Source organism: Streptomyces sp. NPDC059003, from assembly GCF_042740445.1.
Taxonomy (GTDB): domain Bacteria; phylum Actinomycetota; class Actinomycetes; order Streptomycetales; family Streptomycetaceae; genus Streptomyces.
On record NZ_JBHYJH010000037.1, the window covers coordinates 21,290 to 34,821 of the forward strand.

Here is a 13,532-nt window from a genome sequence, read left to right on the forward strand (position 1 = left end):
CGGAAGCGCGGGAGAACGTGTTCGACTTTCTTGAAGGCTATGACCTGTGGGGGGCCTTCTGGGAGACGGTGAAACTCACCGGACTCTCAGCGGTCGGCTCCCTGATATGGGGAACCGTGCTGGCGGGGATGCGCGTCAGCCCGGTGCCCCTGATGCGCGGCTTCGGAGCCGTCTACGTCAACGTCGTGCGGAACATTCCGCTGACCATCATCATCGTGTTCACCTCGCTCGGCCTGTTCCAGACGCTGAGCCTCAAGCTGGGCGCGTCGACCATCGAGGCGATCAACTTCCGTATGGCCGTGCTCGGTCTGACCGCGTACACGGCCGCGTTCGTCTGCGAGGCGCTGCGCTCGGGCATCAACACCGTGCCGGTGGGCCAGGCGGAGGCCGCCCGGGCGATCGGCCTGAGCTTCACTCAGGTCCTCACCCTCGTCGTGCTCCCGCAGGCCTTCCGCGCGGTGGTGGCCCCGCTCGCCAACGTCCTGATCGCGCTCACCAAGAACACCACCGTGGCCGCCGCGATCGGTGTCTCCGAGGCGGCCCTGCTGATGAAGGGCATGATCGAGAACGAGGCCCAGACGCTCGCGGTCGCCGCCGTCTTCGCCTTCGGCTTCATCTGCCTCACGCTCCCGACCGGCCTGATCCTCGGCTGGGTCAGCAAGAAGGTGGCGGTCAAGCGATGAACTCCGTCCTCTACGACGCCCCCGGCCCCCGCGCCAAACAGCGCAACATCATCTACTCGGTGATCTTCGTGATCGCCCTCGGCCTGGTCTGCTGGTGGGTCTACGACGCCCTCGCCGACAAGGGCCAGCTCGACTGGGAGAAGTGGAAACCCTTCTTCACCGACAGCAGGGCCTGGACGACCTACATCTGGCCCGGCCTGGAGAACACGCTCAAGGCGGCCGCGTACTCCATGGTCATCGCGCTGCCGCTGGGCGCCGTCCTCGGCATCGCGCGCCTGTCGGACCACCTGCCGGTGCGCATCGTGGCCGGCACGATCGTGGAGTTCTTCCGCGCGATCCCCGTCCTGATCCTGATGCTGTTCGCCAACGAGGCCTTCGCCAAGTACAGCGACGTCACCTCCGATGACCGGCCCATGTACGCGGTCGTGACCGGTCTGGTCCTGTACAACGCCTCCGTGCTCGCGGAGATCGTACGGGCGGGCATCCTCGCCCTGCCCAAGGGGCAGACCGAGGCGGCCAAGGCGATCGGCCTGCGCAAGGGCCAGACCATGCGGTCCGTGCTCCTCCCGCAGTCGGTCACGGCGATGCTGCCCGCGATCGTCAGCCAGCTCGTGGTCATCGTGAAGGACACCGCGCTCGGCGGCGCCATGCTCACCTTCCCCGAGCTCCTGTCGACCGTCTCCACGATGAGCGGCTACTACGGCGCCAACGTCATCGCCAGCTTCACGGTCGTCGCGGTGATCTACATCGTGATCAACTTCATCCTCACGTCGTTCGCCTCCTGGCTGGAGGGGCGGCTGCGGCGGGGGAAGAAGTCCACCGGCGCCATGGTGGACCCGGCTGCTGTGGCGGGAACGGCCGCGACGGGCGCGGGCGGCGGCGCAGGCGGCATCGGCGTCGCCTGAGCCGACCGCCGGGCGCTCACCCGATGATCAGCAAGAACGAAGGCAGTGGCGATCACGCCACTGCCTTCGTCGCTTGACGCAAGCACCAGCAGTGGGTTGCATACGTTCTGTGATCGTGCACCGGGCTTCAACTGCCATTTCCTGTATGTACGTCCCGCGCCCGCGGACAGTCCTGGCAGGAGGCCGCCCGCCGTGGACCCGGTGATCGTCGTCGGTGCGGGCCCCGTCGGCCTCACGCTCGCCCTGGCTCTCGCGCGTCACTCGGTCCCCACGGTCGTACTCGACGAAGGGCCCGGCAAGGACGAGCAGCGGCCCGCGCGGACGGTGGTGCTGCGGGAGGACACGGCGGCGCTCGTGGAACGGCTCGCCGGCGTCTCGTTCGGAGGCGTGGAGACGGGAGCGCGCTGGAGCGGCTGGCGTTCGATGCGCCGCAAGCAGGTCACACGGCAGCTCACGTTCAGTGACGACATGCCGTCCCCCTTGCACGTCCCGCAGCACGTGCTGACCAGCGCCCTGCGCGACGCGATCGCCGACGAGCGTCTGGTGAAGGTCGCGGTCGAGAGCAAGCTCGACGCCCTTGAACAGGACGCCTCCGGAGTCACCGCCCATACCCGCGGCCCCAAGGAGACCTGGTGGCGCGGCAGCTTCCTGGTGGGCTGCGACGGCCCCCGGTCGACGGTGCGCAAGCTGCTCGACATCCGCTTCCCCGGGCGCACGGCCGTGGAACGGCACGCGGTCGCCGCCCTGCGGACGGAACTTCCGTGGCCCGGTGAGGCGTTGTTGCACCGTAGCCCTCCGTGGCGCGGCAGCGGCACCGAAGTGACGGGACGTCCACTGGCGGGCGGCGTGTGGCGGATCGACTGGCTGCTGCCGCCGCGCGGTGACCTGGTCACGCCGGACGCGCTCGTGGCCCGCATCCGGGAGACGCTGGCGGGCTGGTGCGGAGGGGCCACGCCCGCGTACGACCTGCTGGACACCGGCGTCCACACCGTGCACCACCGTCTCGCGCGCCGGTGGCGGTCCGGCCGCGCCCTGCTCGCCGGAGACGCCGCGCACCTGCTCGGCGCGCTCGGCACCCAGGGCCTCGACGAGGGGCTGCGGGACGCCGACAACCTGGCGTGGAAGCTGGCGCTCGCCTGGCACCACGGCCCGCACGACGGGCTGCTCGACACCTACCAGGCCGAGCGGCGCACCGCCGTCGCCGCGCGCCTGCGCGCCGCCGACCAGTCCCTGCCCGCGCTGCGCGGCGGCGGTGGCCTGCGCTCCTACGTACCCGGCGCCGCGCGCGGGCACGACGCGCTGCTCGCGGACGGCCATGTGGGGCGCGGCCAGCTCGGTGCGCCGGGGGCGTACGCCGACTCGCTCCTGACACCGGGGAGTTCGGACTCCTCGGTGGCGGTGGGCACCGAGCCGGGCGGTCCGGTCACCGACGTGCCCGTGACGGCGCCCGACGGCACGGTCGTACGGCTGCGGGACCGGCTCGGGCTCGGCCACCTGCTCGTCGTCCTCGTGGCGCCGGGCACCGTCGTATGGGAGCGACGGCACTGGGTGTCGGCAGGGATCATGCCCCGGCTCGCCGCCGCGGTCACCGCGCTGCCGTGCCCCGCCGAGCTCCTCGTCGCCGAGAGCTACCCCGGCGCCGCGGCGCACACGGTGCTTCTGGTGCGCCCCGACGGGCATCTGGTCACCGCGCTGGGCGGGGTGCGTCCCGCGGAGCTGTACGCGGCCGCGGAGGCGGCGCTCGGCACGGTCGCGGAGGCGGCGCGGCGCGCGGCGGCGGAGAGCCGACGGGCTGCCGCGGAGCGGGCCGATACGGAGCGTACGGAGCGGGATGGGGCGGAGAAGGGGCGTACGGAGCGGGGCGGGGCGCCCCGCGGCAAGGCGCGCACCAAGTCGTCCCGTCGCGGCGAGGGACCCGCGTCCGGGCGTGCCGTCGACGGGGAGTCCCGTCGTGACTCGGGCGCCGCGTCCCGGCCGGAGCCGGGCCCCGGCCCCCGCCCCCGGCCGGAATCGAGCGCTGTCCCCCGGTCCGACACGGGCGCCGCGGCCCCGCTCGAGGCCGTGTCCCCGCTTGAGATCGACATCGTGTCCGACGACGACGATCCCGGTGCGGGCTCCGGCGGGCCGCTCGGCCCCGCGTCCGGAAGCGGCTTCTCCGGCAGGCCCGGCGACGGATCCACGAGCGGTTCCAGCAGCGCGTCCAGCGGCGGTTCCAGCAGTGGGTCCGGCAGTGGGTCCGGCAGCGCGTCCAGCGGCAGTTCCCAGGGCGGTTCCAGCGGTGGATCCGGCCCTGGTGAGGGCGCCCGCCCGTCCGGGACAGAGCGGCCGACCGACTGATGAGCATGAGTTGACCGACTTCCCCGGTCATGGTCTACTCCGGACCATGACCGACACCGCTGTCCGCTTGTGGCGGAGGGTCCATATGGACCTCGTCCGCTATGCGGGCTGCGTGTGTCAGCCGTCCTGCTGAATTCGCCATCTCCCTTTCTTGCGCGCGCCGTTCGTCGGCGTGCCGTTCCGCGAACTCTCAGGACGGTCCTCGCATGTCTGCGCCTGCTTCAAGCTCCGCCTCTCCCGCCGGCTCCCGCGCGTCCGGCCACGCGCCCACCTCGGCCGAACTCCTCGCCTTCGTACGCGGCGCCGCCGCCGACGCCGGCCTCATCGCCTCCCTGCCACTCGACCCCGAGGGCCGCACCTGGGTGCGCCTGGAAGGGCCCCACGGCAGCGAGGCCTGGCTGATCGGCTGGCCCCCGGGCACCGGCACCGGCTGGCACGACCACGCCGAGTCGGTCGGCGCCTTCACCACCGCTGCAGGCACGCTCAAGGAACACTCGCTCGCCGCGCGCCTGCCCACCGACGGCTGGAAGACCCTGGAACTCACCGAAGGCGTCGACCGCGAACGACAGTTGGCCACCGGCCAGGGCCGCGCGTTCGGCCGCAACCACGTCCACGAAGTCCTCAACGAATCCACGGCCGAGCACGCCATCTCCGTACACGCGTACTATCCACCGCTGCCCCGGATCCGTCGCTACAGCCGCACCGGTGCCGTGCTGCGCCTGGAGCACGTCGAGCGCCCGGAGGACTGGCAGTGAGCGCGGGTCTGGAACTGAACGACGTGCCGGGCGTGCCGGTGCCCCTGGAGGTGCCCGACGTGCCCGACGTGCCCGACGCCCCCGTGGGCATAGACGATCTGCTGCGACGCGTGCGGCTCGGCCTTGACCGGGTCACGCCCCAGGAGGCGTACGACATCGCACGGTCGGAAGGGCTTCTCGTCGACATCCGGTACGCGGAGCTGCGCGAGCGCGACGGCCTGATCCCCGGAGCGCTGGTCGTCGAGCGCAACGAACTGGAGTGGCGTCTCGACCCACTGGGAAGCCACCGCGCCCCGGAGGCCGTGAGTCACGACCTGCAGATCGTCGTCATCTGCAACGAGGGCTACGCGTCGAGCCTCGCCGCCGTCTCCTTGCAGCAGTTGGGACTGCGGTACGCGACCGACCTCGTCGGCGGGTTCCAGGCGTGGAAGGCGGCCGGCCTTCCGGTGACGGAAGGCCGGAGCTGAGACGGATCCGGCCCTCCGTAGAGGCCGATGTAAGGGGCGCCTGCCATTGCGTACGCCCCTTACTCACTTCCCTCCCTCACCTTCCTCCTGGTTCCTTCTGACGCACTGCCCCTTACTCCTTGGCTGTTGCCACAGTGACGGGACGGGGCTTCAGGGCGCCCCGGCCCGGGAGCGCCGTCGCCGTCAGGGCCAGCAGGCCCGCGACGGCGACCACGGTGACGTACACCAGGGGTGTGACCGTCACGGCGGCGCTGCCGGTCATGCCGACGCTGAACCCGGTGAGGACGGCGAGTGCGATGCCGCTGCCCAGCGCGGTCCCGATGAGCAGGACCGACAGGGCCTCGGCGCGCAGCATGCCCAGGACCTGGCGTCGCGTCGCGCCCGCGAGCCGCAGCAGCGCGAACTCCCGGATGCGCTCGGAGACCGACATGGCGAGCGTGTTGACGACGGCGATCGCGGTGAAGGCGAGGACCAGGCCCATGGCGAGCAGGTTCACCTCGGCATTGGCCTGGTCGCGCGCGGCCTGCGGTGCGTCGGCGGCGTCCGGCGACAGGAGGCGGACGCCCGGGAACTTTGCGATGCGGTCGGCGAGTTGTTCCCTCGTACGGTCGCTTCTGACGAGGACCGTGGCGGCGAGCGGATTGTCGACGTGCCGGGCGATCAGTTCGTGGGCCATGGTCAGGTCGCCGAAGCCGAGCCCGCGCGCGTAGACGGCGGCGACCTTCAGGGTGGTCGGTGTGCCGTCGCCGAGCGTGAGCTTGAGGCTGCTGCCGGGCTCCAGGCCGAGCCGGTCGGCGGCGAGTTTGCTCACGGCGACGCTGCCCGTGCCGAAGGACGCCAGCGAGCCCGCGGTGACGTCCGGGTCCCAAGTGCGGGTTAGGCCCGCCGGAGTCACGCCCTGCGCGGAGTACTTGTCGAGCCCGACGCGCACGGTGGTGCGGACGACTTCGGTGACGGCCTCGACGCCGTCGGCGGTGCGCAGTTGGCGCGCGGCCTGGGTCGGCACGCCCGGCCCCTGGGCGGCCAGGACCCAGTCCGCGCGGACGCCGTCGCGGGCCTGGGCGCGGGCTGCGGCACCCAGCGTGGGCTGCACGAAGAGGACCGTGCACGTCATGCCGACGAGCAGCACGAGCGGGGTCACGGCGGCGGCCATGCGGCCCGCGTTGCCGCGGAGGTTGGCGTGCGCGAGACGGCCGACCGGCCCGGTGAGCCGCAGCGGGCGGCCGAGCAGGGCGGCGGACGCCCTGACGATGAGCGGCCCGAGGAGAGCGACGGAGGAGGCGAGGACCACGACGGCGAGGAACGTGACGGGAGTCGACGCGGGCTCGGTGCGCAGCACGCTGAGTACGACGACGAGGACAACGCCGCCCGCGAGCAGGACGAGGCCCGCGGCGATACGGACCCAGGAGGGCCGCACGCGCTCCGTGCGGGCCTCGGCCAGCGCCTCACCGGGGCGGATGCGCGCGATGCGGCGCGCGGAGATACGGGCAGCGGCCCACGCACCGATGAGCGTCGCGGCCACGGCCGCGAGCAGCGGATAGACACTGACGACCCGCCCGAGCGTGGCGGGGACCGCCCCCTTGTCCACGAACGCGTCGTACAGCAGCCCGCCGAGCGGTATCCCCGCGACGGAACCCAGCGTTCCGGCAACTGCGCCGATGACGAGGGCCTCGCGCCCGAGCAGCGCCCGGATCTGCTTCGGGCTCGCGGCGATGGCCCGCAGCAGGGCCAGCTCGCGGTGGCGCTGCTGGATGGAGAGCGCGAACGTGCCGACCACCACGAGGACGGCGACGAGCAGCGACGTTCCGCCCATCGCACCGCCCATGCTGACAAGCCTCACCCGTGCGCCCGCGGCGTCAAGGAACTCGACGGGGCCACGGTCGTCGCCGGTGCTGACCTTCGCCTTCGTGCCGCTGAGCGCGTGCGCCACCGCCGACTTGAGCTCGTCGGCGCCGGTGCCCTTCTCCGGTACGACGCCGAGTGCCGTGATCTGCCCGGGGTGGGCGGCGAGACGCTCGGCTTCGCGCGTGGAGAAGAACAGCGAGGTCTGATGGGCGAGGCCGCGCTGCGTCCGGCCGTGGGCGCCGGGGGTGGGTGCGGGTGCGGCGATGCCGGTGACGCGGTACGTGCGCGGGGCCTGCGTCGACTGCACGGTGAGGCGGTCGCCGGGCTCGAGGCGGGCGCGCTCGGCCAGGTCCTGGTCGACGACGAGGTCGCCGGTGCCGCGCGGGGCCTTGCCTGCGGTGAGGCGGAAGGGTGTGAGGGCGGCCGATGCCCAGGCGTGGCCGTACGCGGGCCTGGCCGCCTCGGCGCCTGCGCCGCTCCGTCCCGCTGAGGCGCCGGACGGCGGCAACGGCTGTGCCAGGAAGGTGAGTTCGGGGACGACCGAGCTGACGCCCGGCACCTTCCTGACCTTGTCCTCGATGTCCGCGGGCAGCCAGGCCCGCTCGGCTATGGGCTTGGCCTTGTGCTTGACCTTGGTCTTGCCGTGCTTGTGCTTGACCGTGGTCCGGTGCACGTTCTGATCGGCGGAGACGATCACGGGGGCGGCGGCGTAGCGCTCGGTGGCGATGGTGCCGCGCAGGCCCGTCTCCAGGAGGGTGCCGCAGGCGGTGATCAGCGCGGCGGCGCACATCAGCGCGGTGAAGGCCCCCAGGAATCCGCCCACGCGGGCCCGGATCGTCTGCAGGGCGTAGCGCAGCATCATGGCGTCTCGGTCTCTCTTCTGTTGTCGGCGTCCGCAGCAGGAGCGGGTTCAACCGGTGCGGGGAAGGCGAGGAAGCGGGTGAGTACGGTGCGCGCGCCGGGCGGAGTGTCGGCGTCGGAGCGCTTGTACCGGTTGAGGAGCGCGATGTACTCCTCGAAGAACGCACGGAGTTCGGCCGCGGTGAGCCGCATCGTGCCGCGTGAGTACGGAAAGGCGTCGGCCCACTCGTCGGCTTCGGGGCCGCCGCTGTCCCGCGGGGAGTCGGCTGTCCCGCTGTCCCGCTGGAGCTGCTCGAAGAGCTCCAGGTCGGCGGCGTACGAGAGGTGGTTCAGCTCGTCCATGACGAGCCGCATCTCGGCGCTCTGCCGACTGCGCGGCGGGAAGCGCCGGTCGCCGGGCACCGCACGCCACCAGCGCTCACGTCCGTGCCCCGCGCTTTCCGTCTCCTCGACGAAGCCGTAGCGGGCGAGCTCCCGGAGGTGATAGCTGGTGGCTCCGGTGTTCAGGCCGAGCGCCCTGGCGAGCGTGGCGGACGTGGCCGGGCCGTGCAAGGTGAGGTGTTGCAGCATCTGCTGCCGCCGGGGCTGCGCCAGCGCCTTGAGCACACGCAGATCACGCAGCTCTTCGGGGCCGACGCCGCCTTCGGCACCGTCCGGACCGACGGCATGTCCGGAGGTGCCCTGTGCGGGGGCGCCTTGTCCGGGGGTGCGCGCGGCACCACTGTCTGGCTGTTCCTGAACCATGCGTACACAGTCGCCTGTGCACAGATCCCTGTGCACTGCGGTCACCAGGCATCTTCGGGGTGGAGCTAACACCACCCCCCTGGCCGACCTCGCTCCAGGCCGACCTCGTCGTCCTGGCTTCGGACGCGGCAGACACAGCAGACACGGCAGAGCGGCGAGCGCCGCTCAGAACCCCTCGTACCCCAGCTCGTCCGTGTCCTCCCCCTCTTCTTCCAGCGCCTGCCGCACCACGCGCAGCGCCATGCCTTCCGCATACCCCTTGCGGGCGAGCATGCCCGCAAGGCGGCGGAGCCTCTTGTCGCGGTCGAGGCCGCGCGTGGAGCGCAGCTTGCGGGCCACGAGCTCGCGGGCGGTGGCCTCTTCCTGCTCCGCGTCGAGCTGTCCGACGGCCTCGTCGATCAGCGCCGGGTCCACGCCTTTGGTGCGCAGCTCGCGCGCGAGGGCCCGCCGGGCCAGGCCCCGGCCGTGGTGCCGGGACTCCACCCAGGCGTCGGCGAACGCCTCGTCGTTGATCAGGCCGACCTCTTCGAAGCGGGACAGCACCTCGTCCGCCACGTCGTCGGGGATGTCGCGCTTGCGGAGCGCGTCGGCCAGTTGCTTGCGCGTACGGGGTGTCCCGGTGAGCAGGCGCAGGCAGATCGCCCGCGCCCGCTCAGCCGGGTCCCCCGTCGGCGGCTCCCCGCCCTCGGCCCTCGACGAGGACGGGGAACCGCTGTCCTGATGACCGCCGCGGCCGCCGCGCCGCCGACGGCGGCCCCCGCCCCGGCCGTCCCGGTCGCCGTCGTGTGGCTCCCCGACGTCGGCACCGTCGGATCCGTCGGATCCGGTGCCGTCAAGCGCGAGGTCGCCCCAGTCGGTTCGTCGCGTCACGGCCTAGCTCTTGGCCGCCGCGGCCTTGGACTTGGTGGCCTTGGCCGCGGGTGCGGGCACCGTCTTGGCGGCTTCCTCGGCCGCGGGGGCCCCGCCTGCGGCGTCCGCGCCCGGCTCGGCGGCCGGGGTCTCCGGGCGCACTCCGACGCCCAGCTTCTCCTTGATCTTCTTCTCGATCTCGTTGGCGAGGTCGGGGTTGTCCTTCAGGAAGTTACGGGCGTTCTCCTTGCCCTGGCCGAGCTGGTCGCCCTCGTACGTGTACCAAGCACCGGCCTTGCGGACGAAGCCGTGCTCCACGCCCATGTCGATCAGGCCGCCCTCGCGGCTGATGCCCTGGCCGTAGAGGATGTCGAACTCGGCCTGCTTGAAGGGCGGCGCGACCTTGTTCTTCACGACCTTGCAGCGGGTGCGGTTGCCGACCGCCTCCGTGCCGTCCTTCAGGGTCTCGATGCGGCGGATGTCGATGCGCACCGACGCGTAGAACTTCAGCGCGCGGCCACCGGTCGTGGTCTCCGGGGAGCCGAACATCACACCGATCTTCTCGCGCAGCTGGTTGATGAAGATCGCCGTGGTCTTCGACTGGTTGAGCGCGCTGGTGATCTTCCGCAGGGCCTGGCTCATCAGACGGGCCTGCAGACCCACGTGCGAGTCGCCCATCTCACCCTCGATCTCCGCGCGGGGCACGAGGGCCGCGACGGAGTCGATGACGATCAGGTCGAGGGCGCCGGAGCGGACCAGCATGTCCACGATCTCCAGGGCCTGCTCGCCGTTGTCCGGCTGGGACAGGATGAGGTTGTCGATGTCGACGCCGAGCTTCTTCGCGTACTCGGGGTCGAGGGCGTGCTCCGCGTCCACGAAGGCGACGGCGCCGCCGGCCTTCTGCGCGTTGGCCACGGCGTGCAGTGTCAGGGTCGTCTTACCGGAGGACTCCGGTCCGTACACCTCGACGACACGGCCGCGCGGGAGGCCGCCGACGCCCAGGGCGATGTCGAGCGCGGTCGACCCGGTGGGGATGATCTCGATGGGCTCGTTCGGCCGCTCGCCCATGCGCATCACTGCGCCCTTGCCGAATTGCCGTTCAATCTGTGCGAGCGCGGCGTCGAGCGCCTTCTCGCGGTCGGTTCCTGCCATGGGTTCCACCCGGTTTGCTTGAGTCGATCGCTTCACGTCAAAGACGCTAACGCCTGCCACTGACAATGCGCCCCGACGCCCGCCCTGCCTGTGGATAACTCGGAGTGCTCGGCCCGCCGGATTCCACCGGCGCACCCGGGAATCCCCCCGTGAACCCCCGGGAAAACGCCGCCGGAGCCTCCATCAGAATGGATGTTCGATTTTGCTGTCAAGCGCACCACGCGGGGTGTGGCCGACGAGTGCGGCCGGTGATGCGCCCGCGAGCAGGGCCTCCGCTCAGCCCGCGCCTCGCCCCTCACCTCAGCCCTCGTCTCAGCCCGCGCCTCGCCCCTCACCTCAGCCCTCGCGGCCCGGCGACGTCAGCGCGCGCCGCACCCGGGCGAGCAGGGGCGTGCCGTCGCGGCGGCGGTGGCCGTGCACCCGTGGGTCGTCCGTGACGTCGTACCGCTTCACGTACGCCCCCAGGAAAGCCTGCAGCGTGGCGACCGCCGGGATGGCGATGAGCGCGCCGACCGCGCCGAGGAGCGCGGTGCCCGCGATGACCGAGCCGAACGCGACAGCGGGGTGGATGTCCACGCTCTTGGCGGTGAGCTTGGGCTGCAGCACGTAGTTCTCGAACTGCTGGTAGATCACGACGAAGACCAGCACCCACAGCGCGTACCAGGGGTCCACGGTGAAGGCGATCAGCATCGGCAGGGCGCCCGCCAGGTACGTGCCGATCGTCGGGATGAACTGGGAGACCAGGCCCACCCACACGGCGAGGACCGGGGCGTAGGGCACTTCGAGGACCTGCAGCAGGATGTAGTGCGCGATCCCGGAGATCAGCGCCATCAGGCCGCGGGAGTAGAGGTAGCCGCCGGTCTTGTTGACCGCGATCTCCCAGGCGCGCAGCACCTCGGCCTGCTTGGCGGGCGGCAGCACGGAGCACAGGGCGCGCCGCAGCCGCGGCCCGTCGGCGGCGAAGTAGAACGAGAACAGCAGGATCGTCAGGAGCTGGAAGAGCCCGCCGAGCACCTGCGTCGACACGTCCAGGACGCCGCTCGCGCTGTTCTGCACGTACTTCTGCAGCCAGTCGGAGTGGATCAGGCTGTCCTGGACCTCGACGCGGGACAGGTCCGTGTCGAACGTCTGGTTGATCCAGTTGATGACCTTGTCCAGGTAGTCCGGGAAGTCCTCGACCATGTCGACGATCTGGCCCGCGAGCATCGAGCCCAGCATCGTGACGAAGCCCGCGCTCGCGATGATGACGCCGAGGAAGACGATGCCCGTGGCCAGGCCCCTGCGCAGTCCGCGCGCCGCCATCCAGCTCACCGCGGGCTCGACGGCGAGCGCCAGGAAGAACGCGATCAGGATGTTGATCAGCAGTCCGGTGAGCTGGTGGAAGGCCCAGCTGCCGAGCTGGAAACAGGCGACCAGCGAGAGCGCGAGCACCATGGCCCGGGGAAGCCAGCGCGGCATGCCGGACCCGCGCGCCTGCTCCGCCCCGGCCGGGGGCTGGGCGGGCGGCGTCGTGCCGGGCGGTGCTGCGTCGGAGGTGATCTGTGCGGTCTCGTCTGTGGGTGCCACCGTGCCAGTCTCGCCCACACCGGTGACATTCGGCCGCCACCCCCGCCTCTTCGGGGCCACGCGCGCGTGAAGCCGTGTTCATGCACGGCGGAGCGCTGGGGTGCCGGCGTCAGCGCTTTTCGGCCGGTACGTCCATGGCCGCGCACACCGCGCGCCAGATGTCCTTCGCCTCCCAGCCCGCGTCCAGTGCCTGGTGCACCGTACGCCCGCCGAGCTCGGACATCACATGGTCGCGTGCGAAGGAGTCGGCGTACCCCGCACCGAAGTGGGCCGCCATCCGCTGCCAGAAGACCGTCAACCGCATGCGTCCAGTATCGCGCCCCTGAGAGTGCAGCCGAGCACGGAGGGCTTGTCGGCAGCGCTTTCCGCCCTACCGTCGGAGCATGGCCGAAAACGGAGCGTCCCCGCACGCCGCGTCCTCCCCGCTCGCACGCGCCGAACAGTTCGTCTGGCTCACCGCGCGCGTCCTCGAACAGCGACGATTCGCGTACCACTTCCTGGACGGCGCGGAGGGCGCGGACGGCGGCGAGAGCGCCGACGCGGTCGAGACCGCGCTGTCCGCGTACGCCAACGGGGACGGCGGCTACGGCCACGCGCTCGAACCCGACCTGCGGGGCCCCGTCAGCCAGCCGCTGCACACCGGTCACGCGCTGCGCGTCCTGGACTCCATCGGGCGCTGCGGCGGTCTGCGGGTGGAGCGCGTGTGCCGCTATCTGACCGCCGTGTCGACGTCCGACGGGGCGCTTCCGGCGATCCATCCCAGCCAGCGCGGCTACCCCGTGGCGCCGTTCGTGCCCGTGGTCGACGACCCGCCCAGCGAGCTGCTCGCCACCGGGCCCGTGGTGGGCCTGCTGCACCGCAACGAGGTCTGGCACGCCTGGCTGTTCCGGGCCACCGACTTCTGCTGGCAAGCCGTCGAGTCGTTGGAGAAGTCACATCCGTACGAGGTCCAGGCGGCCGTCGCCTTCCTCGACGGCGCACCGGACCGCCCGCGCGCGGAGGCGGCGGCCGACCGGCTCGGCCGCCTGGTGCGTCACCACGGTCTCGTGGCCCTGGACCCAGAGCATGCCGACGCGAATCCGGTGTCCCCGGGGTACGCGCCGGGCGAGCACCACTTCGCGCACGACTTCGCGAAGTCCCCCGATTCGCTCGCCCGCGCGTGGTTCACGGACGAGGAGATGGCCCGCTCCCTGGACTTCCTCGCGAACGAGCAGCAGGAGGACGGCGGTTGGCCGATCAGGTGGCGGCAGTGGGCACCGGGCACGGCGCTGGAGTGCCGGCCGATCGTGACGATCGAGGCGCTGCGCACGCTGCGGGCGCACGGGCGGCCCCTCCGCTGACGCGCCCCCGCGGGGCCTGGGCCGGGGC

The 13,532-nt window shown here is 71.9% G+C and carries 12 protein-coding genes and 1 pseudogene; 7 read left to right on the top strand and 6 right to left on the bottom strand.

Translation table 11 applies throughout. The features are described 5' to 3' along the window. Positions 1–17 precede the first annotated feature (17 nt). From ACFWZ5_RS16210 to ACFWZ5_RS16235, 6 genes and pseudogenes are all read left to right on the top strand, one after another. Positions 18–683, top strand: coding sequence for an amino acid ABC transporter permease (locus tag ACFWZ5_RS16210; RefSeq protein WP_384791605.1), 666 nt, complete (start codon positions 18–20; stop codon positions 681–683). Further along, positions 680–1,588 (top strand): amino acid ABC transporter permease, encoded by a 909-nt coding sequence (locus tag ACFWZ5_RS16215; protein WP_384791608.1) that lies wholly within the window; start codon positions 680–682, stop codon positions 1,586–1,588. The genes ACFWZ5_RS16210 and ACFWZ5_RS16215 overlap by 4 nt, the downstream gene beginning before the upstream one ends. 192 nt (positions 1,589–1,780) lie before the next feature. After that, a pseudogene (locus tag ACFWZ5_RS16220) lies at positions 1,781–3,373 on the top strand (FAD-dependent monooxygenase); the annotation flags it as partial. A gap of 598 nt (positions 3,374–3,971) precedes the next feature. Beyond that, the gene (locus ACFWZ5_RS16225) at positions 3,972–4,058 is read left to right on the top strand and encodes a putative leader peptide (RefSeq protein WP_361832679.1); all 87 of its coding nucleotides are present in this window, start codon (positions 3,972–3,974) and stop codon (positions 4,056–4,058) included. Positions 4,059–4,131: 73 nt separating this feature from the next. Then, positions 4,132–4,680, top strand: a complete 549-nt coding sequence (locus ACFWZ5_RS16230; protein ID WP_384791611.1) for a cysteine dioxygenase — start codon at positions 4,132–4,134, stop codon at positions 4,678–4,680. Positions 4,681–4,703: 23 nt separating this feature from the next. Further along, positions 4,704–5,147 carry a rhodanese-like domain-containing protein gene (locus ACFWZ5_RS16235; protein WP_384791687.1) on the top strand — a complete coding sequence of 148 codons (444 nt, stop codon included), beginning with the start codon at positions 4,704–4,706 and terminating at the stop codon, positions 5,145–5,147. 112 nt (positions 5,148–5,259) lie between these two features. Here the strand turns inward: ACFWZ5_RS16235 and ACFWZ5_RS16240 are convergent, their stop codons facing one another. The 6 genes from ACFWZ5_RS16240 to ACFWZ5_RS16265 form a co-directional block, all read right to left on the bottom strand. Further along, positions 5,260–7,854, bottom strand: a complete 2,595-nt coding sequence (locus ACFWZ5_RS16240; RefSeq protein ID WP_384791614.1) for an FtsX-like permease family protein — start codon at positions 7,852–7,854, stop codon at positions 5,260–5,262. After that, positions 7,851–8,597 (bottom strand): ArsR/SmtB family transcription factor, encoded by a 747-nt coding sequence (locus tag ACFWZ5_RS16245; protein ID WP_384791616.1) that lies wholly within the window; start codon positions 8,595–8,597, stop codon positions 7,851–7,853. Before ACFWZ5_RS16245 ends, ACFWZ5_RS16240 begins: the two co-directional genes overlap by 4 nt. A gap of 165 nt (positions 8,598–8,762) precedes the next feature. Next, positions 8,763–9,467 carry a recombination regulator RecX gene (gene recX, locus ACFWZ5_RS16250; RefSeq protein ID WP_384791619.1) on the bottom strand — a complete coding sequence of 235 codons (705 nt, stop codon included), beginning with the start codon at positions 9,465–9,467 and terminating at the stop codon, positions 8,763–8,765. 3 nt (positions 9,468–9,470) lie between these two features. Continuing rightward, the gene (gene recA / locus ACFWZ5_RS16255) at positions 9,471–10,598 is read right to left on the bottom strand and encodes a recombinase RecA (protein ID WP_384791622.1); all 1,128 of its coding nucleotides are present in this window, start codon (positions 10,596–10,598) and stop codon (positions 9,471–9,473) included. 336 nt (positions 10,599–10,934) lie between these two features. After that, a complete protein-coding gene (locus tag ACFWZ5_RS16260) occupies positions 10,935–12,164 on the bottom strand; it encodes an AI-2E family transporter (protein WP_384791625.1) in 1,230 nt (409 codons plus the stop codon). A gap of 109 nt (positions 12,165–12,273) precedes the next feature. Then, positions 12,274–12,468, bottom strand: coding sequence for a DUF3046 domain-containing protein (locus tag ACFWZ5_RS16265; protein ID WP_384791628.1), 195 nt, complete (start codon positions 12,466–12,468; stop codon positions 12,274–12,276). Between the two features lie 79 nt (positions 12,469–12,547). On the opposite strand from ACFWZ5_RS16265, the gene ACFWZ5_RS16270 reads away from it, so the two are divergent. Further along, entirely contained in the window at positions 12,548–13,504 is a 957-nt protein-coding gene (locus ACFWZ5_RS16270) for a hypothetical protein (RefSeq protein WP_384791631.1), read from the top strand. Positions 13,505–13,532 lie beyond the last annotated feature (28 nt).

Bases quoted from the DNA above. Each gene is read 5' to 3' on its own strand.
- ACFWZ5_RS16215 (WP_384791608.1), top strand. From the start codon at position 680: ATGAACTCCGTCCTCTACGACGCCCCCGGCCCCCGCGCCAAACAGCGC.
- ACFWZ5_RS16225 (WP_361832679.1), top strand. From the start codon at position 3,972: ATGACCGACACCGCTGTCCGCTTGTGGCGGAGGGTCCATATGGACCTC.
- ACFWZ5_RS16230 (WP_384791611.1), top strand. From the start codon at position 4,132: ATGTCTGCGCCTGCTTCAAGCTCCGCCTCTCCCGCCGGCTCCCGCGCG.
- ACFWZ5_RS16240 (WP_384791614.1), bottom strand. From the start codon at position 7,854: ATGATGCTGCGCTACGCCCTGCAGACGATCCGGGCCCGCGTGGGCGGA.
- ACFWZ5_RS16245 (WP_384791616.1), bottom strand. From the start codon at position 8,597: ATGGTTCAGGAACAGCCAGACAGTGGTGCCGCGCGCACCCCCGGACAA.
- recA (WP_384791622.1), bottom strand. From the start codon at position 10,598: ATGGCAGGAACCGACCGCGAGAAGGCGCTCGACGCCGCGCTCGCACAG.
- ACFWZ5_RS16265 (WP_384791628.1), bottom strand. From the start codon at position 12,468: ATGCGGTTGACGGTCTTCTGGCAGCGGATGGCGGCCCACTTCGGTGCG.
- ACFWZ5_RS16270 (WP_384791631.1), top strand. From the start codon at position 12,548: ATGGCCGAAAACGGAGCGTCCCCGCACGCCGCGTCCTCCCCGCTCGCA.